Here is a 25,104-nt window from a genome sequence, read left to right on the forward strand (position 1 = left end):
GACAGGCTCTCGCCCATGTTCCTAACTATGCACAGAGCGCATGGACCATCCCCGCAAGACGGCATCTCTTGCGTTCAGCCCGATGACGCCCGGCGAGCCTTGTCGAACAACGACATAGATATCAGATTGAAAACGCCCTCGCGCCCAGTTGTAATCACTAACTTTCGAGATACACGATAGATTTATCGAATTTTAAATGAATTTAAGCTGAAACGCTCAGCGCGGACACTGGGAATCTGTCTGGGATTTGTCAGCATGGGCGAGCCTCCTAGGCGTCTGCTCTGCGCATGTGTAATTCAAATGACCGCGACTGCGTGGCAAAAGGCCGAAAGCAGTGACGTTTCTTTAGAGAATTACCCTCATTCCTTCTCGAGATCCGGTAGCTAGAGCGCCGCCGTCGGAAGCATGGCGTCTTGTGATGACAAAGGCAGCAGTCGATTTCGACCAGTCCGACGAAGGACCTTTCGATCCTATCGCCGAGCCTGGCACCGACACGGGATTACCCAAGTTGCGGATCCTTGTGATTCACAATCGCTATCAGGTTCGCGGCGGTGAAGATTCAGTGGTGGCGCAGGAAGTCGATAGCCTCCGGCGCTCGGGTCAACGCGTAGAGACTTTGTTCTTCGACAACGCTGGCATCCGAACAGGGTGGGACCGTCTCCGAACCGCCTATGAGGCGCCCTACGCCCAGCGTGGGATCGCCACGGTGGTCGACGCGGTCCGAGCGTTCAGGCCGGATGTCGTACACGCCCATAATGTTTTTCCGCAGATATCCCCTGGCGTGCACCAAGCGATACGGGCGGAAGGCGTAGCAACAGTTCAGACGCTTCACAATTTTCGCGTGACCTGTGCGAACGGTATTCTCATGCGCGAGGGGCGCCCGTGCGAAGATTGCATCGATGGCTCTCCGTATCAGGCAGTAAGGCACGCTTGCTACCGAGGGTCTCGTTTGGGTTCGCTCGCGGTAGCGCGAATGATCGACGTGCATCGACGCTCCGGGACGTGGACGCACGACGTCGATCGTTTCATCGCTCTCACACCGTTTGCGCGAACGCGCTTCCTCGCAGCCGGTCTTCCAGGCCATCGAGTGCGGATCAAACCCAACGGGCTCGCGGACCCAGGCTTCGATAGGGAAGCTCCCCGCAACGGCGTCCTGTTTGTCGGACGTTTGGTTCCAGAGAAGGGTGTCGCCACTCTCGCAGAGGCGGCTCGTGCCTGCCGAATTCCTGTCACTCTGATCGGCGAAGGGCCTCTCGAAAGCTGGCTCCGCGATACGCCTGGGGTAACTCTTCTCGGCCCGCAGCCCCCTGCTGCCGTCCAAGCCATGATGGCACGAGCTGAAGCTCTCGTGGTGCCGTCACAGTGGTACGAAGGTATGCCGATGGTGATCGCCGAAGCGTTCAGCCTCGGCACGCCCGTTGTCGCATCGCGGATCGGAGCGCTCGCCGACCTGATCGTCGATGGGAGAACAGGTTTGCATGTCGAGCCTGGCGATCCCGTGAGCCTCGCTCGCGCACTTAACCAAATCGCCGACGCACCGGTTGCCACGCGGGACATGGGGCGCGCAGCCCGTCGGGTCTACGAAAAGGAATGGACCGCTGACGTCGTCACCGCCCGTGCCCTGCTGATTTATCGCGAAGCGATCGCCAGTCGCGCAAACACCGCCGCTCGAGACGCAGCATGACCGGCCCCATTGCGCGATCCAGCCAGCCATCTTCCTACGCTTGGGGACATGATCCGGATGTTCCTCATTTCAACCTCGGCGGCGTTCCGATCTCCATCACGGATATGAACGGCCTCGTATCCGCCATTCGGCGTCGCTTGGCCCGCAGGTCGACCGCTCCGGGAACCTTCGTGGTGTTTCGCGATGCACATGGGATCGTCCGGGCACAGGACGAGCCGTCCGTCAAAGCGGCGCACGACGCTGCCCTCCTGGTCTGTGCGGATGGCCGCCCCCTGGCCTGGGTAGGCTGGCTCCGCGGACACAGGGGCATCGATCAAGTCCCAGGAATCGAATCTGTCGAGGTCGTCTGTCGAGCTGGTGTTGAAGCGGGGTGGCGCCACTTCTTCCTCGGAGGAGGTCCCGGGGTCGCCGAGCGTTTGGCCGCTGAGATGCGCGATCGGGCACCGGGGTTAATCATAGCCGGAGCAGAAACTCTTCCGTATCGGCCGCTGACCGAACCGGAATCGCAGGATCTGCATCAACGGCTGTTAAGCGCCGGAACCCAAATCCTCTGGATTGGGCTCAGCACACCGAAACAGGAGCTCTTCCTCCACACCCACACACCCTTCCTTCCGGGGGTTATCGGCATGGGCGTCGGAGCGGCGTTCGACGTCAACACCGGAGCGATCGCACGAGCGCCTCGCATGATGACGCGATGGGGGTTGGAGTGGCTCTATCGCCTGATCCGTGAGCCGCGCCGTCTCAGATCACGCTATGCGCAGGTCGTCCCTCGCTTCCTAGCGATCGTGGCCTTCAATCGTGCAGGACGCGACTAAGGTCTATTCGCCTCGAATGGAGCAGATCCCCCGACCGTGACTGGTCAGCACACGAACCATCGCTCAATCTGGAGAATCGGTCAGCACTTTTCGGTAGGCGTCCGTTGCAGCAGCAAGGGAAAAGCGCTCGAGCGCCGGCGCAGCCAGGTGACGCAGATTTGTGCGTCGCTCTGGATCGTCAAGCAGATCGAGGGCCGCTGCAACCCACCCGTCGACGGTCATCGGGCGAATAACGCCACAGGCATAGGCGTCGAGAAGTTCGCGAGCGCTCCCCGAATGCGGTGAGGCCAGCACGGCCGTTCCACACTGGAGCGCCTCCTGGATGACGACCCCCCAGACATCACCACGGCTCGGGAAGAGGAAGAGCCGCGCCGACGCATAGATTGCGTTCAGGCCCTGTTGCTGAACAAAGCCGTCGAAGTGCGCATTCACCCCCGCCTCTGCGAAGCGCGATTGCATTTCGCCACGCAATGGGCCGTCTCCAGCGACTCGGATCCGCAGTTCCCGGCCGCGCGCGTGACATGCAAGGACGACTTCCGTGAAGAAGCGCGCGCCTTTTACTTCTTCGTTGAGGATCCCGCAAAAAAGGATGTCATACGGTCGATCGCGGTCGGACTGCATTGTGCCCTCAAGACCTTCCGGCTCCCAGGCGGGAAACAGTGGAGCGAGGGCGAGACGCTCGGCAGCCAAACTATAGCCTTCTAGCAACCGCAAACTTCCGTCACTCGCTCCGAGACCGAACCGAGCCTTCGGTACCAGCAGACGGCGCATCGTTCGATGTGACCACGAACGTTGTCCGGGATCGGTATCGGGCACGCCATCGGTGCGCAGACCATAGGGAATGGCGAGCAAGCGGGCCGTCGCAGCGGCCATCAGCATGGTCGGAGCGAAGTCGTTGACGACGATCAAGCTCGGGCGGAGCGTGATGATGCGGGGTACGATGTACGGGTTGATGTAGAGGTTGCTGACCGCGCTCCGATACCAGCGTAAGCCCGGGATCACTTCAAAGCGATAGGCTTTGGGATCGGGCAACTCCCACTGGCGCGCGGCCTCCCGTGCACTGCACGCCAGAACATGGAGCGGCCGGTCCAGTTCCGAGCCCAGACGCTCGTAGAGCCGATGCATGTAGGGCGCGCGTGCACCGATAATGATCGCGATAGGGCGGCTGCGATCGCTGTTTCGCGATCGAATGGCCTGATTGGCATTCATCGAGCGTCACGAGCCCGTCCACCCATCAGGGCGTCGACCTGATAGAGTCCCCAATTCGGCTCTAAGACGTGGCGCGGCATGAGCATGAGATCGTCCGGCCCAAGCGCGACACCACGCCTTGTCGTATAAAACGTCCGATAGCCCGCGCGACGTGCGAGAGTAACGTCGCGCGCCGGGTCGAAGTCGACGTTGGCAACCCCCCATGGGCAGGCGAAGTGCCGGATGGCTACGCCGGTCATCGCCTCCAAGTCCCGGCGCGATCGACCGAGTTCATCCGTAACCTCTGTCTCGCTAAGGTGGCGGAGATTTCTGTGCGTCGCAGAGTGTGACCCGACATCAAGACCGGCAGACTGCCAAGCAGCGACGGCTGAACGATCCATATAACTCGCACCATACCTGTTTGCCTTCGGAGGAGCATCAATCCAATCGCTGACAAGGAACAGGATGGCGGGTGTGGAAGAGGCCTTTAGGACTGGGAGAGCTACAGAAAGGTTGTCGAGATAGCCATCATCGAAACTGACGAGAAAGTAGCGACGATCAAGGGTGGCGCCACTCTTCACAAGATCGGCCGCCCGATCCGCCGTAACAAAATCGCCGAGTTCGCTTAGGTAGTCCAGTTGTCGAGCAAAAGACTTCTGCTGCTCGGGTAGCACATGGTGATAGCAAAGGGTGTAGAGGCCAGGGGACGAGTTAGCGATCGAATAAGTGAGCGAACGTACCCGCAAGGCCATTTCGCGCAGAAGCGGCGTGTCGCGGATGAATGTTTTGAGTGCTTTCACCATGAAGGCATCCTACTACACCCGTTCAAATTTTTCATCCAACTACCGGATCGGCTTAACTCGGATTGCGCATATCGTTAAATTAAGGATCCCTGCTGTCTTTCTTGGAAATCCATTCCCACACGGGAGGCGATATCGATCGTTTCGACGTACGACGTTCCAAACTGACGTTCACAGGCCGGTCGAAGGCATGAAAATCGATGAGTACGACGTTAGCGATCGATGCCTGCCTGGTACCCGAAATTTGGGACGACACCCTCTGGTCGCTGCCCAGGTGCAACATCTTTTCGTCGTGGATGTGGGGGGCTTACAAGGCGCGAGTCGGGTGGACCGTAACCCGACTCATAGTGCGCAACACTGAGGGCCTTCCCGTCGCACTGATACAGTATCAAGTGAAGCGGCGGGGGTTTCTCCGCTTCATCCTAGTCCAGGGGGGGCCACTCCTGACGGAGCAGGGCGAGAAGCATGCTGAGGCAGCGATCAATCTCTTCCTGGACCACCTTGCACTCGGTCGCTTCGATCTGCTTGCCGTCAGCTTCGAACACTTTCAGAGCCACGCCATTATTCTGGCCCTGCTTCAAAACCGATTTGTACCTGTCCAGTCGGCTAAATATTTTACCCTGGAAATCGATGTGTCAGGGGGTACCGAGATCATTCTGCAGAGAATGGACCAGCGCTGGCGAAAGGCTTTGAAAAAGGCCCAACGCAATCCTGATGTGACCACGCATTTCCTGACCGATCCGAATGATCGCCTGGCGGCATTCGACACGTTCTGGACGATGTACAGTGCTCTTCAGGCAAGAAAGGGGTTCCGGGACAGCCTTAACGGTCCAGCTATCCGCGACCTCATTGCGCATGATCCACATCACCGCATTCTTGAAGTCCGAGAAAACGGCGAGCCCGTGCTGATTCGGATCGCCCATGTCTCTGACACACGCTTTACGGACTTCTACACCGCCTCCAACGATCGAGCGCGTGCCTGCGCGGCACCCACGTTGGCCGTGTGGCGCTTCGTCGAGCAAGCTCACGCGGAAGGTCGGCAAACATTCGATTTCGGTGGGATAGACCCGGCCGACAACCGAGGTGTTTTCGATTTTAAGCATGGATTGACCAAAAAGGTGGCCCTCAGCGGCCCGCGCTGGATCTATGGCCGTACCCCGAGGCTGCGGGACGCTGCCGCTGCGTTCCTTGCCTATCGCTGATCCGCGAGTCCGCTTCATACGATGAGCCACGGAGTCCCTGTCATCGAATCGGTGCGCGATAACGAACTGGTCGTCGCTCGGATGAAACGCTTCGTCCGGCGTCCAGCCCTGGCCTCCGTGCTGGATCAGGCTGCCGTCAGCGGCTTCGGTTTCCTCAGCGGTATCGCTGTTGCACGCCTCGTCGGCATCGAGGAATTTGGCCTTTTCGTACTGGTCCTGATCATCACGGCTTTCGCACAGGGGCTGCACAACGCCCTGGTGACGGCACCGATGATGACGCTTGCCGCACGTGGGCGCCGGGCTGCCTCAACATACGAGGCCACCGTCCTAGCCAGCGCCATGCTGGTCTCGCTGGTTGCAGCGACCGGGACAGCGCTGGCGCTCGTCGCCATCTTCGCACTGCGACACCATCCCGTCGAGTTCGACATCGTCGTCTCGGGCGCGGCCCTGACAGTCGCGCAGAATCTGCAACTCACGGTACGCAGAATCCTGTTCATCCGTGGACGCGGTCTCCTCGCCTTCGCGATGGATAGCGTTCGAGCCTTGGTTTTTTCCTTTGCGATCGTGGCAGTTTGGTGGAGCGGACTCGTCCTCGATGCGGCGTCAGCCACCGCACTCCTGGCGGCAACTGCCCTCATCACTGTGGTTCCCCTTGCTTACGGTATCTGGCGGACACCTCGACGTGGACTGCGCTTTCGGCCTGTCGCTCACCGACATTGGGGGATCGGGCGCTGGATGTTCCCTTTGGTCTTCGTCACGTTCGGACAGGAACAACTAGCTTGGATCATCGCCGATGTCGTGTTGGGTGACGAAGCGATTGGTGGTCTGCGCGCAGCGCAGTACCTCGTCGGCTTCGTCATCATCCTTCTGACTGCAACCGAGAATATCCTGCCGACCGCAGCGGCACGAGCGTTCGAGACAGGCGGCGAGCAAGGCCTGCGCACCTATCTGAAGCGAATGGCGTTGAAGCTCGGTCCCATGGTTGGCCTGCTGCTCGTCACCATCGCGCTCCCAGCCGGGACGTGGCTCAGCCTCGTCTTCGGGCCAGCCTTCGCAGCCTATGCTACCAGTGTCCGCGTTCTGGCGGTCGCAGTCGCCTGCATTTTCATTCGTGATATGGTAACCCAATACTTTCGGGCGATCGAGGATACTGGGCCGGTCTTTCAGGCGTTTGTGATCAGCCTTATGGTCTCACTAGTGATCATGTACCCGATGATTGTCTATGCCGGGATCACCGGCGCTGCGTTCGTCATCACGATCGGGCACGCAATGTCGGCGGCGCACCTCATGCTAATTATGCGACAACGATCGGCAAATCACAGCCGATCAGCGATGCACGCCGGTTAATCGCCAATTGGCAAAAATGCTGGGCGCATCCAATCCGCGTGACCCGGCATCGTCGGACTCATTTTACCGGCCTTTACGATAATTTCGAAGTCCTAACACGATTCCGGGGCTATTCACGTCGCTGAAACGCTTCTGGAGGGAAGTGTCGAGATCGGCATCTGCGCGAGCATCGAGGGAGGAACACGTTTGCTGAACCTGTTTCTTGTGCTGGCAATCCCAGTTTGGTTCACGATGCTGTATCCGCTTGCCCGCCGCAACCTCGCGGTGGCGGTACGTCCGCTTGATGCCCGACTTGTCCTGCCAATGGTGCTGGTCTGCACCTTCGCCTTCATGCCCCTCGTTTTCACGGTCCCCCGCGAGGACGGAAACGCGGTGCTGGAGGAAGGGCTCAGCGCTTCGAACATCATCACCCTGGTGCTCACTGGGCTTACCGGGCTTTACCTTCTTGGCAAGATCGGTCTCGACCGCCGCATCGCATTGTTGCCCTTCGCAATGCCTTATCTTCCCTTTACTCTCATGATCGGCATGGACGGACTGAGCACAGCTTGGTCGATTGTACCACCCTATACACTTTATCGTAGCGTAGAGCTGCTGATCTTTTATCACGCTTCGATTGTAATATTCGATCAAAGCGATATTGAATACCGTTTCGCCGATATTTTGGCCATCATCATTCTATCTTGGCTCGCTGCTGTACTGCCGATCATCCTTGAGAGTTTAGCGCACGGAACTATCTTCTCGGCAGCAAAAAACAATATGATGCCATACGTTTGTGCGATGCTGGGCTTCCTGGTCATCTTCCGGCCGCCCCAAAGGCGGCGGGGCGCCTATCTTGGCCTGGCCCTTATTGGCTTCGTCGTCGCCGGGTCGGCGGCCAGCACGGGGGCACTCGTTGCAGTCGGCCCGGCCATGTTGATGTCGTCGCGTCATGTGGTCCTGCGTAACTTCGGTATTTTCGGAGCGCTCGCGGCCATCGCGGGTTTCGTCCTATTGATGCTCGACCTTGCGGCATTCCCGGCTCTCCTCGACCTCCTCGCCACCATCCTGCAGAAGCCGGCTGTCGAATTGGCGAATGGTACAGGACGGTCGACCTTCTGGCCCACCTTCATCGCTGCGACGCAGGATCGGCTCGCAGGTTCGGGATTCTCGGCCGGCGACCGGTTCATCCAGCTCCTGATCCCGACTACGACACTTGCTGAAACCTTGGGCCGGGAAGACGTGTTCATCACGAGTTCGCACAACATGTTTCTCAGCGCCTGGGCCGGCACGGGCATGATCGGCCTCGGCTTCTCCTTTGTCGTCCTGTTCACGACGCTGTCCTGGGGCATGAAGCTTGATCTGGGGGGACGCCGCTTCGTCGCATCATGCGTGCTGATGCTGGTGCTGAACGGCATGACCACGCCTGGAATTTACCAGGACTGGAACGTCAATGTTCTGGCGCTTGCGGGACTGCTCGCCTTCATTCGCGTTCAGCTGCCTCCGGATGGTCGGGCCGACCGGCCTGCACCCATCTCGACCGATCTGCGTCCCGAAGCGGCGGTCGCAAACGCGTGGCGCATTTCGTGAAAGCACTTCAAACACAGGCTGCTTCCGCCGCAACTTGTTCCGAAATCGGCCGGATCGAACAATCAGACCGGGACTCGCTGGGTCTCGGTGTCCCGGTGCAGGATATTATCCAGCAGGTGGCCTGCCCACCGCCGACTGCGTAACGGAAAGCGTCCATGGCTGTCATCGAACGCGCCCCACCCGTAATCCTTAAGCACTTCGGTGCCGATACCGAGGTATCGAGCGCGCCCCTCCCCTGGTTCCTGGAGATGAGCGAGGTCGGCCGTATTTTACGCCGCCGCTGGGTCACCGTAATCCTTCCGGTTCTCCTTTTATCGGCTCTCGCGGTTGGATATCTGGCGCTGCCAGCGCAGTACGCGGCAACGACCCAACTCATCATCGACCCACGTGGCCTCGCTGTTCTGAAGGACGAGGCCAATCCGCAAAGTCAGGCGAACGAATCGACCCTGCTTCTGGTCGATAGTCAGTTGCGCGTGCTTCAGTCGGACGACGTCCTGCGCAGGGTGGTGCTTTCACAGAAGCTTGCCAGTGATCAGGACTTTGTAGAGCCCAGCGCCATCGATCGACTCCGGACGTGGGTTGGGCATCTGGTAGGCCGAGCGTCGGAGCCGGAATCCGACCCGACCCTCACAGCCCTGCGAGCCTTGCGCGACCGAATGTCGGCCAGACGCCTTGAACGGAGTTTTGCCGTCGACGTTTCCGTTTCGACCAACGACCGGGAAAAGTCCGCCCGCCTTGCTCAGAGTATTGCGGAGATCTACCTCTCGACGGAAATCAGCAATCGGTCCGAAGCGATACGACGAGCTCGGGAGGGCCTCAACAGCCGTCTCGGAGAACTGCGCGACAGCGTTCAGCAGGCCGAGAATGCTGCACAGGCGTTCCGCAACAAGAACAATCTGGTAGGCACGCGGACCCAACTCGTCAGCGAGCAGCAGCTTGGCCAGTTGAGTGATCAACTCGGCGCTGCCCGGGCCAAAGCGGCTGAGCAGCAGGCGAAGCTGCGCCAAATCGAAAGCGTGAGCAGCAGCGATCCGGCCAAGCTGGATTCGATCCAGGAGGTTCTCCAGTCGCAGACCATTGGGCAGTTGCGCGGACAACTCGCACAGGTCGAGCGCCAGCGGGCCGATGCGGCGGCGAGCCTCGGGGAGCGGCACCCGGCAATGAACGCATCCGACGTGCAGCTACGTAGCGCCCGCAACCAGCTCGAAGCCGAGGTGAAGCGCATCGCCGCCGCGATTCGTAACGAATACCGCTCGAACATGGCGAATGTAGTCGAACTCTCGCAGGCCCTGGAGAAGCGTAAGGCGGACGCCCTCAACGTCGGCGACAGCTTCGTAAAGCTGCGCGAGTTAGAGCGACAGGTCGATGCCCGGCGGGGCGTCTATGAAGCTTTTCTCGTGCGCACCCGTGAGCTGCAAGAGCAGCAGCAGCTCGACACTTCAACTTCACGCATCATTTCTCCGGCTCTTCCGCCGACCCGACGCCAGGGTCCGCCAGCGCCCCTCGTCCTCGCGGCCGCCCTGCTTGCAGGCCTGGGGCTTGGCATCGGCGGAAGCCTGACGGTCGAGCAGTTCAGCGGACGCGTCCGGTCCCGGAAGCGCCTCGAGGCGCGGACGCAGCGTCTCGTCCTCGGCCTCCTGCCCACGCTGCGCCGGGGCATCGCGAGTGGAACGGACCGTCTCAGCGGCGGCCCTTACGAGATAGCGATCACCCGGCTGCGGAACCGTCTTCGCCGCGATCTGCCAGCCAAGCGTCCGCACGTCATCCTGGTGACGTCCGCCGACGATATCGTCGGTCGCTCACGTCTGGCCCTCGACTACGCTGCCTCGGCTGCCCACGAGAACGAGCGGGTGCTTCTCGTCGACGCATCGGCTGACGGTACTGTTACCCGCGAAATTGGTCTGCCGCCGCGTCATGGCGGAACCTCAATGCCACGGCGCGCAGACCTCTCGGATGTCCTTGTGCGGCACAGCTCGGGCCTCGCCTTGATTCCGCAGGACGGCCAGACTGCACGCAGCGAAATGCGTGTCTATGTCGACAGCATCCTGGGCGCTCAGGACTCTTACGACCTCGTCGTGATCCATGCCGGACTGATCGGCTCGGATGCCACAGCGGAGCGGCTCGCGGCTGACCCTCGTGTGACGGCAGTGTTGATTACCGTCCGGAACGGCGAGAGTCGCTATGCGATCCTGGACAAGGCTCTGGCAGCGATAGGTGGACGCCCATACGTCGGAATGGTCCTCACCGACGCGGAGGCGCTGGACTGATTGGACTGGGGTGCCCTTGTCAGGCGGGCACATTCGCTCCGAGATGGCGGTCGAAGTGACCGATGGTCCGCATCAAGCCTTCACGCAGGGAAACGGTTGGCTCCCAGTCGAGGATGGCCTTGGCCTTATCGATGTTCGGCCGGCGCTGGCGCGGATCGTCGGGCGGCAGCGGGCGCGCAACGATTCGAGAGCGGGAGCCAGTCAATTCAATGACGAGGTCGGCGAGTTCCCGGATCGAAAACTCACCGGGATTCCCGAGGTTGATTGGCCCCGTCACCTCAGGATCGGTTCGCATCAGGCGTAAAAAGCCCTCGATCAGATCGTCGACGTAGCAGAATGCCCGGGTTTGCGAGCCATCGCCGTAGATGGTGATGTCCTCGTTGCGTAGGGCCTGCACGACAAGATTCGACACCACGCGGCCGTCATTTGGATGCATGCGCGGCCCGTAGGTATTGAAGATGCGTGCGACCTTGATCGAGAGGTTATGCTGGCGGTGATAATCGAAAAACAACGTCTCGGCGCAGCGTTTGCCTTCATCGTAGCAGGACCGATATCCGATCGGATTGACCTTGCCCCAATATTCCTCCGGCTGCGGATGGACCTCGGGGTCCCCATAAACTTCGCTGGTCGACGCCTGAAAGATCTTGATCTTTAGACGCTTGGCGAGACCTAACATATTGATCGCGCCGATGACGCTGGTCTTGGCCGTCTGGACCGGATCGAATTGGTAGTGCACTGGCGAGGCCGGGCAGGCGAGATTGTAGATCTCGTCGACCTCGACATAGAGTGGAAACGTCACGTCGTGGCGCATGAACTCGAACCGCGGGTGATCGAGAAGGGCGGCGATGTTACGGCGTGATCCGGTAAACATATTGTCGACGCAGAGAACTTCGTGACCCTGCTCCAGCAGGCGCTCACAGAGATGGGAGCCCAGGAAACCTGCCCCACCAGTGACCAAAATCGTCTTCGTCTCGCCGTCTCTCATGCCTGACCCGAACCTGTTCGCATTACACGGTGGCGTGTTCGTCGTCCGGGGTCGGCGACAGACTGTGCGCCTGTCCAACACCGGTGTAGCGGAAGCCGCGGCGCTTTAGGTCCTCGGCCTTATAGACGTTGCGCAGATCGACCATCACCGGTGCAGTCATCACTGCGCGCAGGCGGATGAAGTCGAGCGCCCGGAAGGCATTCCACTCGGTAACGATCACCACTGCGTCGGCCCCGGTGGCACATTCGTAGGCGTCCCCGGCGTAGGTGACGTTCGACAGAAGCGCGCGAGAAGCTTCCATTCCCTCCGGATCATAGGCGCGAATCTTCGCGCCACCGTCTTGCAGGCCAGTGATGATCGAGAGCGAAGGCGCATCGCGCATGTCGTCGGTGTTGGGTTTGAAAGTCAGTCCCAGAATGGCAATCGTCTTTTCACGCACCGATCCGCCGCAGGCGACGATCACTTTGCGGGCCATGGCGCGCTTGCGCTGGTCGTTCACCGAGACCACCGTCTCGACGAGGCGAACCGGGGTGCCGGCGTCCTGCGCCGTCTTCACAAGAGCGAGGGTATCCTTTGGGAAGCATGAGCCACCGTAGCCGGGGCCTGCATGCAGAAATTTCGAGCCGATGCGGTTATCGAGCCCGATGCCGCGGGCGACTTGCTGAACATTCGCCCCCACCTGCTCGCAGAGATCGGCGATTTCGTTGATAAAAGTGATCTTGGTGGCGAGGAATGCGTTCGCGGCGTACTTTGTCAGCTCCGCGGTGCGCCGGTCCGTGTAGAGGATTGGCGCCTGATTGAGATAGAGCGGGCGGTAGATCTCAGCCATGATGGCCGCGCCGCGTTCGCTGTCTGCACCGATAACGATGCGGTCGGGCCGCTTAAAATCCTCGATGGCGGCGCCTTCGCGTAGGAATTCCGGATTCGAGACGACCGCAACTTCGGCGTCGGGCCTGGCGTTTCGGATGATGCGCTCCACCTCATCGCCGGTTCCGACAGGCACGGTAGACTTCGTCACCACAACGGTGAAACCCTTCAGCGCGTGCGCGATCTCGCGCGCGGCGGCATGCACGTAGGAGAGATCAGCGAAGCCATCACCGCGGCGGGACGGCGTACCGACAGCGATGAACACGGCGTCCGCAGCAGCGACTGCGCTGGCGAGATCGGTCGAGAATCTCAGTCGCCCATGACGAACATTCTCGGCCACCAGGGCTTCCAGCCCCGGCTCATAGATCGGCATGCGCCCGGCATTCAGAAGATCAATCTTACCCGCATCGTTGTCTACGCAGGTCACTTGGTGGCCAAAATCCGCAAAGCAGGTGCCCGAGACGAGGCCGACATAGCCGGACCCAACCATCACGATGTGCATGACAAGCCTTTCCTTGCCGGTGCGCATGCCCGGCAACCGACGTCTCCGCGATCCGTGGCGCCTAGCAGCCCAGGATGCGATGATCCATCACGGAATCGGTCGGCGCGGCGCGGAAACAGCCCATGAAGGCCGCCGGGATGCTGCGGCAGGGTGATCTCAATGAGACTTCGCCAAGTATTCAAAAATCGGACATGCCTATCGTTCGTCGCTGCCCCTATTGATAGCAGGTGCCGCCAAGAACGCTTCAACATACGCTAACGATGTTACACTCGGTCCCATCGTAGCTTGGAAAAACCCACGAAATTGGCAGGGAACAATGGGAAATCTACGGGTGACCCGGTCGATTGTCTTCGAAGGGCTTGAGTAGGATCGAACGTTCCATCCGATCGTAGTCTCTCCGGCGCACCAAGGCGTTCGTGGCATCCAGCACGTTTTCAAATCGCTTTACGCTCTCTTTCCGTGAAGCGACCTGTTCGTCGCTGCGAGTCAGGGGCGCCAGACGAAGGCCGGCTGGACCGATGTTGCGCGTGAGGTTCTGCTCGCTGGAACGGGCCAAATCCCCAAAACGGAACGGCTCGCTGTTTAGAAAGACATTGTCCGTCAGGCTGTTGCGAGCGGCGGCCGGATCGTCAGCCAGGATCGTCGCCAAACCTGGATAGCGCTCACGCCACAGCTTCCCGCCGACCGGCATCGCCGCGTAGGCGGCCCGCAATTCCGATTGCGGGTCCGTGATTGCATCCTGGGCCCAGGTCCGGCCGCGTGCATCGACGTGGATCGCAGGGCTTGAATCCACGAAGAGGTTTTCGATGATGCGATTGTCGCGACCACCGCCGAGGAAGATTGGCTGATCGACCCGAACGAACAGGTTGTCCCGGACGGTGATGCCGCTCGCCATATCGTCGAGATAGATCCCCTTGATCTCGAAGCCCGGTGCTGCGCGGATATCGTGCAGGTAGTTGTGCTCGATCACCGAACCCCGAGCGGACCAGTCGCGGCCCGAATAGATCGCTCCACTATCCGTTGATTCCGAAAGGATACGAGTGATCTCGTTCCAGGCGACTCGGTGTTCGTTACCGCGCAAATGAATCGCGTACTCGTCGGTATCGTGAATGTAGTTGCCCTCGACGGTCTGACCCACGCCATCGACCATGATCGCTGGGCTTTGAGTTCGCGCCGACTGGGCGTAATCGCTGATGCGACAATCCCGGACGAAGAGCCCGGCCGGAATCAGGCTGTGTCGATCGCCACCCGACAGACGGACGCCGCCAATTCCGGTTTCCGCAACGGTGCTGCGTTCGAGGCCGCTGGCGGTCGATCGCTCGATTGACAGGGCCCGACCGGCGGACCGCCGCAATCGTGAACCGGAAATGACCACGTCGGCCGCATCGCTGATCCGAACCAGATCGCCCTGAGCCTGTTCCAGGGTCAGGGCCTGGATTCGGAGATGTGATGCGCCTTCCACGCTCAGCAGGGTGTCAGTAACGGCCACCTCGACGGCGTCGGAGGGATCGCGCGGCCAGAGAAGGACGACGCCCCAGCCGGCGTCGCGCCACCACTCGCCGGGCGCGTCGAGTTCGCTGAGGGCGTGGACGATCCGGAAGCGGGCGCCCGAGGCGATGCCCTCGTAGGGTGTGGCCTCCAGGGTGAGGTGGTCGGGTGCCACGGCGGCGACCGGAAAGGTTTCGAACAGCCAGTTCCAGCGCCAGTAGCCCTCGGCCCAGAGCTCCGGCTCGCGCCGCCAGCGCGCGGAGCGGCCGTCCGCCAGGGCGAAACTGGCCTTATTTTCGTTGTGAGACGAGACACTTACGTCGGAGGCGGTCCTGGCCCAGCCGGTGTTCGGCCAGCGCGCCGGCCACAGGGCACCGGCGCGATCGAACAGCGCGAGGTGGACCGGGGCATCGCGCCGCGCGAGGGTGCGGGGCTCCTGGATGCGCTGGCCGGTGACCGCGGCGGGCAGGCGATAGACACGCAATTTTGCGCCTCGGTCGACCAAGAGGGTCGCGTCGAGGTCACGGGGAATTCCGTCTGGCGCAGGCACGAGCGGAACGGATCCGACGAGGCGCGTCGAACCGTCTGCGGCTCCGTATACCACCAGGGGAATCGCGGCTGTGCCGCTATCTTCGCGGGCGAACCGGACCGGCTCGGACAGACGATGAACACCCGGAGCGAGCGCGATCGAAATCGCTTGACGCGAATCGACGCGGCGCCAGCGTCGGCGCAGGGCCAGTGCCTCGGGAAGACTGGCGACCCGGACCCGATCGACCGCTCGCTTCGGCGGCGTTCCGACGGCCTGAGGGTCGACCGTGATGACGAGGGGATCGGCAGCACAGGCCGGCGAGACGAGGCTGGACGACGAGAGCAGGAAGGAGCCGACGATCGCCAGCAGCGCCCATCGACACGAGGAAGACCGGCGCCATGTCGCCACCAGGATCTCAATCGCCGCCCCCGCCCCTGCCCGTTGCCGCACCGGGAGGATGCGGCAGCGAGGCAGTTTAGGCGGTCGGGTAGGAGAACACACCCACCGACTTGTGGAAGTGTCCGGTCTCGCGCGCCCGATGCCGGCGGGCCTTGTCGAGCAGGCGGCTATCGAGGCGCTCACCGCCGATATCGGCGAATTGCTGGTCGGTGAGATCGGCGATCTGACGAACAGATGCGCTCTCCTTCCAGGAGGACAGAAGATGGGTGAGGATTGCGTGTACCATGAGAGAGAACGTCCAAACGTGTCGGTGCGGCGGGTCTGTGTGATCCCGTCGCCATGACCGGAATGTAGGCTTTGCCGCAGCGCAGCACGAGGGAGGATGCGGATGGGCTGCCATGCAGAGTGGGCATGAAACAGGCAGCGTTTGATTAACCTCTGAGCATATCCCTGCTAACCCTCTCCACGCACACGCGTTATTTCCGCCCCGATGCCGCCCACTTGAACGGAAAAGCGCAATGCGGCGCCATTCAGGGCTGAACCGATGTGCGACGCAGCACGCCGGCCTCGAGACCTGATTCCAATGGGGCGCCTGCCCAGCTGCAACCCTATTCCGCAGCGGCCTCGTAGGTCCGAGCCGTCGCACCGTCACCGAGGAAACCGCCGGACTGGCGCTCCCACAGGCGGGCATAGAGACCGCCGCCGGCGATCAATTCGGCATGGGTGCCCTCCTCGATGATGCGGCCGGCATCGAGAACGATCAGCCGGTCGAGGGCCGCGATGGTCGAGAGCCGATGGGCGATGGCCAGCACCGTCTTGCCCTGCATCAGGGTGTCGAGGCTTTGCTGAATGGCCGCCTCCACCTGCGAGTCGAGGGCGGAGGTCGCCTCGTCGAGAATCAGGATCGGGGCGTCCTTCAGGATCACCCGGGCGATGGCGATGCGCTGACGCTGGCCGCCCGATAGCTTGACGCCACGCTCTCCAACCTGAGCGTCGTAGCCGGTGCGACCCTTGTGATCGACGAGGTCGCGGATGAAGCCGTCGGCCTGGGCCAGCCGCGCGGCGCGCTCCACCTCCGCCATCGTGGCATCGGGGCGGCCATACGCGATGTTGTCGCGGATGGAGCGGTGCAGCAGCGATGTATCCTGGGTCACCATCGCGATGGCGCTGCGCAGCGAGGCTTGCGTGACGCCTGCGATGTCCTGCCCGTCCACCAGGATGCGGCCGCTCTCCAGGTCGTGCAGGCGCAGGAGCAGGGAGGTGATGGTGGTCTTGCCGGCGCCGCTGACGCCGACGAGCCCGACTTTCTCGCCCGCCCGGATATGCAGGTTCAGGTTCTCGATGATCGAGGCATCGTCGCGGCCGTAGTGGAAGCCGACCTTGTCGAAGCGGATATCGCCGCCGGCGACCGCCAGGGTCCCGGCATCGGGCCGGTCGGTGATGGCGTGCGGGCGCGCGATGGTCTGCATGCTCTCCTGGATCACGCCGACATTCTCGAAGATGCCGCGCACGGTCTGCATGACCCAGCCCGACATCGCCATCAGGCGCAGCACCAGGGCGAGGCCGGCCGAGGCTTCGCCGGTGGTCATGCCGCCGCGCTGCCACAGGACCACGCAGACGGCGGCCGTCGACAGGATCAACAGGCTGTTGAGGAGGCCGAGCAGGGTCGTGGTGCTGCTCACCAACCGGAACTGGTGCAGGTAGGCCTTGGTGTGGATGTCGACGGCGTCGCGCACCGCCGCCCGCTCCTCGCGATCGCGGGCGAAGAGCTTGACCGTCAGGATGTTGGTGTAGCTGTCGACGATGCGCCCGATCAGGGCCGAGCGGGTGTCGGCGGTGACCAGCGATCGGGCGCGGGCGCGTGGCACGAACCAGCGGGTCAGCAGGGCGTAGGCGGCGATCCAAACCACCACCGGGAGCGCGAGCCACAGGGAGATCGAGCCGAACAGACCGACCGCCGTGACAGCGTAGATCGCCACGTAGAGCAGCGTGTCGATGAACACGACGGCGAGTTCGCGGACCGCCGGTCCGACCTGCACCACTCGGTTGGCGAGGCGCCCGGCGAAGTCCGCCTGGAAATACGAGAGCGAGTGCCCGAGGGTGTAGAGGTGGGTGCGCCAGCGAATCTGGTTGGTGGATTGCGGCACCAGGAGTTGGTTCGACAGGATCTCGTGTAGCCAGATGGTGATCGGCCGGACCACGATCAGAAGACCGGCCGCCAGCATCAGAGCAGTGCCGTGCTCCTGCCAGAGGGTGGCGCGGTCCGCCTTGTTCAGGAGGTCGATGAACCAGCCCATCAAGATGTAGAGCGAGGCCTCGACGGTCCCGGCCACGATCGCCACCACGAACAGGACGATCAGCGCCGACCGGACCGGGCGCAGGTAGAACCCGGCGAAGCCCATCACCGTCTTCGGCGGCATGCGCCCGTCGTCGAACGGCGCGAAGGTGTCGATCCGGCGTTCGAGCCAATCGAGAAACATGAGATCATCCGGTCGTTGCAGCGCTCCTTAGCTAAGCCGTCTTGACCGCCTGCCAACCGGGGGGCGATGCCGCACGGCCCAATCCGCTCGCTGTGTCCGCCACCATGCTCCGCCTCGCCCTGTACCAACCCGACATCCCGCAGAACACCGGCACCCTCCTGCGCATGGCCGCCTGCCTCGGGGCCGCCGTCGAGATCATCGAGCCGGCCGGCTTCGACGTCTCCGACCGGCACCTACGCCGCTCGGGGCTGGACTACCTCGACCACGTGGCGGTGACCCGCCACCGCTCGTGGCAGGCGTTTTCGGATTGGCGCCGGGCCGAGAACATCCGGCTCGTTCTCGCCACGACCCAGGGGGCCCTGCCCTATACCGACTTCGCCTACCGGCCCGGCGACTGCCTGCTGATGGGCCGGGAATCGGCGGGGGTGCCCGATGCGGTCCACGCGGCCGCCGACGCGCGGGTCGTGGTGCCGATCCGTCCGGACCTGCGCTCGCTCAACGTCGCGGTGTGCGCCGCCATGATCCTCGGGGAAGCCCTGCGCCAGACCGGCGGCTTTCCAACGGCATATTGAACGGCGTGCAATACCGCACTTGAACGCTGTTCAAACCGTGCGACATCCGGGTGGTGGACAGCGTCCCCGCACCCGGAGGCCATCATGCTCAGACTGTTTCGCACCCTCGCCCGCGGCGCCGCCGCCAAGGCCGAAGAGGACCTCTTCGACCGCAACGCCCTCCTGATCCTGGATCAGCAGATCCGTGAGACCCGGGCGGCCCTGGAACGCAGCCGGCAGGCCCTGGCGGCCTCGATGGCCGGGGACCGGGCCGAGGAACGACGCCTCGCCGAGGTCGAGACCCGCGCCGCCGACCTGGAAACCCGCGCCGTGGCGGCGCTCCATGCGGGACGCGACGACCTCGCGGGGGAAGCCGCCGAGGTGATCGCCGAACTCGAATCGGAGCGCGACGCCATCCGCGCAGCCCGGACCCGGTTCGCCGTCGAAATGGCCCGCATCCGCGCCGTGGTGGCCGACGCCACGCGGCGGCAGGCTGAGCTAGAACGAGGCCGGCGCCTCGCCGCCGCGGCCGAGACCGCCCGGCGCCTGCGGGTCGCCTCCGCGCCGCAGGACCGCGCCACCCTGACCGAAGCGGAGGCGACGCTGGCGCGCCTGCGCACCCTCCAGGCGGAGGCCGAGGACACCGAGGCGGCCTTGCGGGCGGTCGAGCCCGGGATCGACATGGCCGCACGGATGGAGCGCGCGGGCTTTGGCCCAAGCACCCGCCCGAGCCCGTCGGCGATCCTCGACCGCCTGCGCTCGAGGGCCGAGGCGGCCCGAGCCCACGCGGGCTGACGTCCTCCGACAGCGCGTTGTCTGGCACCACCCGTGTTTCTCGATCTCGGGCTCCGCGGCGCGGTTCCCGAACGACAAAGCGTGCCGGGATGGTCGACGCCCCCAAACGTCTGCTGCGGTCGCTCGGCACCGCAAAATATCCGGCACCGCAAAAATATCCGGCACCACAAGAATCGCCCGGCACAGCAGGAAATGGGAAGCGCGGCGACCTTCGTCGTACCCGCCCTGAAATCCGCTTTTCCCGCCTCCCGAAACGACGTCCTCTCCAAGGAACATCATCATGACCAACGAGACCACGCAGCATTCCGGCGCCTGGGTTGCCTTCACCTACGCGTCGTTCATCGGCTCCGCCGCGATGGTGAGCCTCGGCATCCTGTTCATGCCCATCGACATCTGGATCAAGGGCTACCTCGCCATGGGCACGATCATGCTGGTGCAGTCCTGCATCACCGCCACCAAGACCCTCCGCGACGTCCACGAGGGCCGGCGCATGGTCAACCGCATCGAGGACGCCAAGACGGAGCGGCTGCTGATGTCCGTCAAGGATTGATGGCGATCTGGCGAATTGACGGGCGGGCGGCGGGATGGGACATCCCCCGCATGTCGATGCCAGATTCCAACGTCCCGCCCCTGCCCGAGGCTGAGCGCGACGCCCTCAAGGGCGCGGCGACGGCCTGGTTCACCACCCTGCGCGACCGGATCGTGACCGCGCTCGAGGCGATCGAAGCCGAGGCGACCGGGCCGTTCCATCCCGATGCCCCGACCGCGCCGGGACGCTTCGAGAAGACCCCCTGGCAGCGCACCGACCACACCGGCGCGCCGGGTGGCGGCGGCACCATGGCGATGATCAAGGGCCGCGTGTTCGAGAAGGCCGGCGTCCACGTCTCGGCCGTGCACGGGGAGTTCGCTCCGGAGTTCCGTGCCCAGATGCCGGGCGCGGCCGAGGACCCGCGCTTCTTCGCCACCGGCATCTCGCTGATCGCGCATCCGTGGAACCCGAACGTTCCGACCGTGCACATGAACACCCGCTTCGTGGTGACCACCAAGACGTGGTTCGGCGGCGGCGCCGACCTGACCCCGGTGCTCGATCGGCGACGGACACAGGACGATCCCGATTCGGTCACCTTCCACGCGGCCATGAAGGAAGCCTGCGACGCGCATGCGCCCGCCGCCGACTACGCCCGCTACAAGGCCTGGTGCGAGGAGTACTTCCACCTCAAGCACCGCAACGAGCCGCGGGGCATCGGCGGCATCTTCTACGATTACCACTGGACCGGCGACCCCCAGGCCGATCTCGCCTTCACCCGCGACGTCGGCGGCGCCTTCCTGAAGGCCTACCCGGCCATCGTGCGCGCCAATATGGGGACGCCCTGGACCGAGCAGGACCGGCTGGAGCAGCAGGTCCGACGCGGGCGCTACGTCGAGTTCAACCTGCTCTACGACCGCGGTACGATCTTCGGCCTGAAGACCGGCGGCAACGTCGCCTCGATCCTGTCGTCGCTGCCCCCGACGGTGCGCTGGCCGTGAGCGCCCCTCCGGCGGACATCACGGAGACCAACCGCGCCGTGGCCCGGATGCTGGCTGGGGCCTTCGGGGGGCGGCCCTCCGTCGCCCGCCACGCCGACGAGGCCGGGCGCAGCCACGTCGACATCCTGACCTGCCGCGAGGCGCCCCGCCCCGGCCTCACCGCCGGCGCGACGGTGACCCTGGCCAATCACCCGCTCTACCAGGACGGCGCGGAGTTTCCCGGGCGCTGCGAGATCCTCGGCATCGGCTCCGACCCGGATTTCGCGCGCGTCCTGGCGGCCTGCGCCTTCCAGGTGATCAACGGGCGCTGGTTCCTCGCCCCCGGCATCGTCTTCCCGGGCGTCCTCGCGGGCACCGGCCTGTCGACCCCCCTCGCGCATGTGCTGTTCGTGCCGCCGGTGGCGTTCGAGGCCCGTCTGCAGGCGCTTCCCGCGCGCGACACGGCCCTCGCCTTCCTCCAGGCGGTACCGATCTCGGAAGCCGAGTACGCCTTCGCGCAGGAATCCGGCGGCGATGCCCTGGAGGACGTGTTCGACGGGCGCGGCACCGATCTGTTCGACCTCGGCCGGGCCTCGGTGTTCTGATGGCCGAGACCGATCTGCCGACCCGCTTCGCCCCCCAGCAGGACGCCGCCCTGAAGGCGATCGCGGAGTGGCGCAAATCGAGCGGCCAGCAGGTGTTTCGCCTGTTCGGCTATGCCGGCACCGGCAAGACTACCCTGGCCCGGCGCATCGCCGACGATGTCGAGGGCACGGTGGTGTTCGGGGCCTTCACCGGCAAGGCCGCCTCCGTGATGCGCCAGAAGGGCTGCCACGACGCGGCGACGATCCACAGCCTGATCTATCGCACCAAGGAAACCGAGGAGGGCGGCCCCGCCTTCACCCTGAACCGCACTGGGCCGGTCTCGAAGGCCGAACTCATCATCATCGACGAGTGCTCGATGGTGGATTCCGACCTCGGCAACGACCTCCTGTCCTTCGACAAGCCGGTGCTGGTGCTCGGCGACCCGGCCCAGCTGCCACCGGTGCGCGGCGGCGGCTTCTTCACGGAAGCCGAGCCCGACGTGATGCTCACCGACGTCCACCGGCAGGCTGCCGACGACCCGATCGTCCGCATGGCCATGACGGTGCGCGAGGGCGGGCGCCTCAGCCTCGGCGATTACGGCGAGAGCCGCATCGTCTCGCGCCGGTCGATCGATCCGGCCGTGGTGTTGCAGGCCGACCAGGTGCTGGTGGGCATGAACAAGACCCGGCGGCTCTACAACAACCGTCTGCGCGAGCTGGCCGGCCACACCGACCCGATGCCGGCGGTGGGCGAGAAGCTGGTCTGCCTGCGCAACGACCGCACCAAGGGCCTGCTCAACGGCTCGACCTGGACGGTGCATGCCCAGCGTTCCTCGCCACGCTCCGACACGGTGCGCCTCGACGTGGTGCCGGAGGACGATCCGGCCCTGCGCCGCCGCCCGGTCGACATCAAGGTCCTCAAGGCCGTGATGTCGGGCTCCGAGGAGGAGATCCCGGCCTTCCTGAAGCGCGAGACCGACGAGTTCACCTACGGCTACGCCCTCACGGTCCACAAGGCGCAGGGCTCGCAGTGGGACGACGTGGTCCTCTTCGACGAATCCTTCGCCTTCCGCGAGCACCGGGCGCGCTGGCTCTATACGGGGCTGACCCGGGCGGCGCGGCGCATCACCGTGGTGATGTAGGCCCGGTGGCATTCGGGCCCGAGCGCGCCTACCTGCCTCCCCACACAACCGAATTCAGGAGCCCGCTTTGGCGCACGATCAGAACGGCCCGCCGCAGATGCATGCCACCACGATCCTCATGGTCCGCAAGGGCGGCCGGGTGGTCATCGGCGGCGACGGGCAGGTCAGCCTCGGCCAGACCATCGTCAAGGGCAACGCCCGCAAGGTCCGGCGGCTGGCCAAGGGCGCGGTGATCGGCGGCTTCGCGGGCGCGACCGCCGACGCCTTCACCCTGTTCGAGCGGCTGGAGGCCAAGCTGGAACAATATCCGGGCCAGCTCACCCGGGCCTGCGTCGAGCTGACCAAGGACTGGCGCACGGACCGCTACCTGCGCCGCCTCGAGGCCATGATGCTGGTCGCCGACAAGGAGGTCAGCCTGCTGCTCTCGGGCGCCGGCGACGTGCTGGAGCCGGAGAGCGGTGTCATGGCGATCGGCTCGGGTGGCAATTACGCCCTGTCCGCCGCGCGGGCGCTCGAAGACAGCAGCCACGACGCCGAAGAAATTGTGCGCCGCGCCATGCGGATCGCGGCTGAAATCTGTGTCTATACCAATGACAGTCTCGTGATCGAGACGCTGGAAACGTCTGAAAACTAACCAAACGCCACACGTTAACGGAAGTTTTCAGGAACCTGCCTAGCACCTTGGGTGCAAGGTTGGGGCGGGTTCTTGAAAATGACGATCAAGACGAAGATTCTGTTGTTCGTTCTCTCTTGCGGGGCGATCACCCTGCTGGTCGCCGGGATCGGGATCAGCACCCTCTCGGCCTTCAACGGGGCGATGGAGGAGTCCCGGATGGCGGCCCGCCGCGCCCTCGACGCCGCGAACGTCAACCGCCTCGTCACCAACGTCGTTCTCGAATCCCGGGGCGTCTACGCCGCCAAGGATACGGCCGATGCGCGGAAATACGCCGATCGGCTGCGCCAGAATCTGACGGCCATGAACCGCCTGCTCACCGAGTGGGGCGGCCGCATTCCGGCGGAGGAGCGGGCGCAGTTCGAGCGCGTCGTCCAGGGCGCCGCCACCTTCACGACCCTGCGCCAGGAGATCGCCCGCCTCGGCACCGAGGTCGCCCCTGCGGCTGCGGCCGAGCAGGGCTTCAACGAGGCCAACCGGGCCAACCGGCAGGCCTTCCAGGATTCGATCGACGTGCTGGTGGCGAGCGGCCAGGTGCAGGTCACGGCCATCGACGCCGCCACCGACGCCCTCTACGCCAACCGCCTGACCCTCCTGTTCGCGCTGGCCATCGGCGGCACGCTGGCGAGCCTCGTGCTCGGCGGCCTGATCGGACATCACCAGATCGCAGCGCCGCTCGCCAGCGTCACGGCGGCGATCCGGCGCCTGTCCGGGGGCGACCTCGATCTGCCGTCGGTCAAGCCGAGCCGGGACGAGATCGGCGCGATCTGGTCGAGCATGCAGGTCTTCGCCCACTCGATGCGCGAGGCCGAGGCCCTGCGCCAGACCCGGGACGAAGCGGCCGGCCTCGCCTCCACCCGCCGCCGCGCCGAGCGCAGCGAACTCGCCGACCGGTTCCAGGGCAGCGTCGGCGCCCTGGTGGGCAACCTCTCGAACGCCGCCGCCGAGATGGAGGAGACCGCCCGGGCCATGTCGGCCAATGCCGAGCGCACCAACCGCCAGTCGGCGGCGGTGATGCAGGCCGCCGAGGACACCGCGCAGAACGTTCAGGCGGTCGCCGCCGCCACCGAGGAACTGGCCGCCACCGCCAACGAGATCGGCCATCAGGTGAGCCAGACCTCCGCCGCCGCGGCCAACGCCGTCGAGAGCACTCGTCTGACCAACACCCGGGTCGAGGCCCTGGCCCAGGGCGCCGCCCGCATCGGCGACGTGGTGGCGCTGATCTCCAGCATTGCCGGCCAGACCAATCTGCTGGCGCTGAACGCCACCATCGAGGCCGCTCGCGCGGGCGAGTCGGGCCGTGGCTTCGCCGTGGTCGCCTCCGAGGTGAAGACCCTGGCGGCTCAGACCGCCAAGGCCACCGACGAGATCACCGCCCAGATCACCATGATTCAGGCCGCCACCCGCGAGACCGTGGAGGCGATCCGCGAGATCGGCACCACCATCGGCAGCGTGCACAGCATCGCGGTCGGCGTCGCGGCAGCGGTGGAGGAGCAGCAGGTCGCCACCCAGGAGATCGCCCGCAGCGTCAGCGACGCCGCGCGGGGCACCCAGGACGTGACCCAGACCATGGCGGAGGTCCAGGGCGCGGCGGTGGAGGTCGGGGCCGGGGCCGCCCAGGTCCTCGCCTCGGCGGCCGAACTCGCCCGCCGTTCGAACACCCTCGACGCCGAGGTCACGCACTTCGTCGGGTCGATCCGCGCCGCGTGAGACGCCGGAACAACCGGACCCGGA

The 25,104-nt window shown here is 64.1% G+C and carries 21 protein-coding genes; 14 read left to right on the forward strand and 7 right to left on the reverse strand.

Features of this window, described 5'->3' with window-relative positions; all coding sequences use genetic code 11:
- Window positions 1-418 precede the first annotated feature (418 nt).
- Entirely contained in the window at window positions 419-1,684 is a 1,266-nt protein-coding gene (locus J7U37_RS19015) for a glycosyltransferase family 4 protein (protein WP_247636703.1), read from the forward strand.
- Complete coding sequence (locus J7U37_RS19020; protein WP_247636704.1) at window positions 1,681-2,499, forward strand: WecB/TagA/CpsF family glycosyltransferase; 819 nt, start codon at window positions 1,681-1,683, stop codon at window positions 2,497-2,499. Before J7U37_RS19015 ends, J7U37_RS19020 begins: the two co-directional genes overlap by 4 nt.
- Window positions 2,500-2,562: 63 nt before the next feature.
- On the opposite strand, the gene J7U37_RS19025 is transcribed toward J7U37_RS19020, so the two are convergent.
- Window positions 2,563-3,708, reverse strand: coding sequence for a glycosyltransferase family 4 protein (locus J7U37_RS19025; RefSeq protein WP_247636705.1), 1,146 nt, complete (start codon window positions 3,706-3,708; stop codon window positions 2,563-2,565).
- Window positions 3,705-4,490 (reverse strand): polysaccharide deacetylase family protein, encoded by a 786-nt coding sequence (locus J7U37_RS19030; protein WP_247636706.1) that lies wholly within the window; start codon window positions 4,488-4,490, stop codon window positions 3,705-3,707. The genes J7U37_RS19025 and J7U37_RS19030 overlap by 4 nt, the downstream gene beginning before the upstream one ends.
- 197 nt (window positions 4,491-4,687) lie before the next feature.
- Between J7U37_RS19030 and J7U37_RS19035 the strand changes: the two genes are divergently transcribed.
- From J7U37_RS19035 to J7U37_RS19050, 4 genes are all read left to right on the forward strand, one after another.
- Window positions 4,688-5,689: a GNAT family N-acetyltransferase gene (locus J7U37_RS19035; protein ID WP_247636707.1), complete on the forward strand. Its 1,002-nt coding sequence runs from the start codon at window positions 4,688-4,690 to the stop codon at window positions 5,687-5,689.
- 21 nt (window positions 5,690-5,710) lie between these two features.
- The gene (locus J7U37_RS19040) at window positions 5,711-7,036 is read left to right on the forward strand and encodes a lipopolysaccharide biosynthesis protein (RefSeq protein WP_247636708.1); all 1,326 of its coding nucleotides are present in this window, start codon (window positions 5,711-5,713) and stop codon (window positions 7,034-7,036) included.
- A gap of 186 nt (window positions 7,037-7,222) precedes the next feature.
- On the forward strand, window positions 7,223-8,602 hold the full coding sequence (locus J7U37_RS19045; RefSeq protein WP_247636709.1) for an O-antigen ligase domain-containing protein: 1,380 nt from the start codon (window positions 7,223-7,225) through the stop codon (window positions 8,600-8,602).
- Window positions 8,603-8,757: 155 nt separating this feature from the next.
- Window positions 8,758-10,869, forward strand: coding sequence for an exopolysaccharide transport family protein (locus J7U37_RS19050; protein WP_247636710.1), 2,112 nt, complete (start codon window positions 8,758-8,760; stop codon window positions 10,867-10,869).
- Window positions 10,870-10,888: 19 nt separating this feature from the next.
- Here J7U37_RS19050 and J7U37_RS19055 read toward each other — a convergent pair whose 3' ends face one another.
- The 5 genes from J7U37_RS19055 to J7U37_RS19075 form a co-directional block, all read right to left on the reverse strand.
- Entirely contained in the window at window positions 10,889-11,854 is a 966-nt protein-coding gene (locus J7U37_RS19055) for a UDP-glucuronic acid decarboxylase family protein (RefSeq protein ID WP_247636711.1), read from the reverse strand.
- Window positions 11,855-11,876: 22 nt separating this feature from the next.
- The gene (locus J7U37_RS19060; protein ID WP_247636725.1) at window positions 11,877-13,223 is read right to left on the reverse strand and encodes a UDP-glucose/GDP-mannose dehydrogenase family protein; all 1,347 of its coding nucleotides are present in this window, start codon (window positions 13,221-13,223) and stop codon (window positions 11,877-11,879) included.
- A 325-nt stretch (window positions 13,224-13,548) separates the two neighbouring features.
- The gene (locus tag J7U37_RS25325; RefSeq protein WP_247636712.1) at window positions 13,549-15,648 is read right to left on the reverse strand and encodes a right-handed parallel beta-helix repeat-containing protein; all 2,100 of its coding nucleotides are present in this window, start codon (window positions 15,646-15,648) and stop codon (window positions 13,549-13,551) included.
- A gap of 67 nt (window positions 15,649-15,715) precedes the next feature.
- Window positions 15,716-15,925, reverse strand: coding sequence for a hypothetical protein (locus J7U37_RS19070; RefSeq protein WP_056189755.1), 210 nt, complete (start codon window positions 15,923-15,925; stop codon window positions 15,716-15,718).
- Between the two features lie 322 nt (window positions 15,926-16,247).
- A complete protein-coding gene (locus J7U37_RS19075) occupies window positions 16,248-18,119 on the reverse strand; it encodes an ABC transporter ATP-binding protein (protein ID WP_247636713.1) in 1,872 nt (623 codons plus the stop codon).
- 104 nt (window positions 18,120-18,223) lie between these two features.
- Here J7U37_RS19075 and J7U37_RS19080 point away from each other — a divergent pair, with 104 nt between their 5' ends.
- From J7U37_RS19080 to J7U37_RS19115, 8 genes are all read left to right on the forward strand, one after another.
- Window positions 18,224-18,691, forward strand: coding sequence for a tRNA (cytidine(34)-2'-O)-methyltransferase (locus J7U37_RS19080; protein WP_056189747.1), 468 nt, complete (start codon window positions 18,224-18,226; stop codon window positions 18,689-18,691).
- Between the two features lie 84 nt (window positions 18,692-18,775).
- Complete coding sequence (locus J7U37_RS19085; protein WP_247636714.1) at window positions 18,776-19,465, forward strand: PspA/IM30 family protein; 690 nt, start codon at window positions 18,776-18,778, stop codon at window positions 19,463-19,465.
- A gap of 280 nt (window positions 19,466-19,745) precedes the next feature.
- Entirely contained in the window at window positions 19,746-20,015 is a 270-nt protein-coding gene (locus J7U37_RS19090; protein WP_056189740.1) for a YiaA/YiaB family inner membrane protein, read from the forward strand.
- Window positions 20,016-20,071: 56 nt separating this feature from the next.
- The gene (gene hemF / locus J7U37_RS19095) at window positions 20,072-20,992 is read left to right on the forward strand and encodes an oxygen-dependent coproporphyrinogen oxidase (protein WP_200935802.1); all 921 of its coding nucleotides are present in this window, start codon (window positions 20,072-20,074) and stop codon (window positions 20,990-20,992) included.
- Complete coding sequence (locus J7U37_RS19100; protein ID WP_247636715.1) at window positions 20,989-21,576, forward strand: suppressor of fused domain protein; 588 nt, start codon at window positions 20,989-20,991, stop codon at window positions 21,574-21,576. The genes hemF and J7U37_RS19100 overlap by 4 nt, the downstream gene beginning before the upstream one ends.
- Entirely contained in the window at window positions 21,576-22,697 is a 1,122-nt protein-coding gene (locus J7U37_RS19105; protein ID WP_247636716.1) for an AAA family ATPase, read from the forward strand. Before J7U37_RS19100 ends, J7U37_RS19105 begins: the two co-directional genes overlap by 1 nt.
- A gap of 97 nt (window positions 22,698-22,794) precedes the next feature.
- On the forward strand, window positions 22,795-23,331 hold the full coding sequence (hslV, locus tag J7U37_RS19110; protein WP_056190072.1) for an ATP-dependent protease subunit HslV: 537 nt from the start codon (window positions 22,795-22,797) through the stop codon (window positions 23,329-23,331).
- Between the two features lie 78 nt (window positions 23,332-23,409).
- Window positions 23,410-25,080, forward strand: a complete 1,671-nt coding sequence (locus tag J7U37_RS19115; RefSeq protein ID WP_247636717.1) for a HAMP domain-containing methyl-accepting chemotaxis protein — start codon at window positions 23,410-23,412, stop codon at window positions 25,078-25,080.
- The last annotated feature ends 24 nt before the right edge of the window (window positions 25,081-25,104 follow it).

The sequence above is a fragment of the Methylobacterium sp. 37f genome (assembly GCF_023093475.1).
GTDB lineage: Bacteria > Pseudomonadota > Alphaproteobacteria > Rhizobiales > Beijerinckiaceae > Methylobacterium.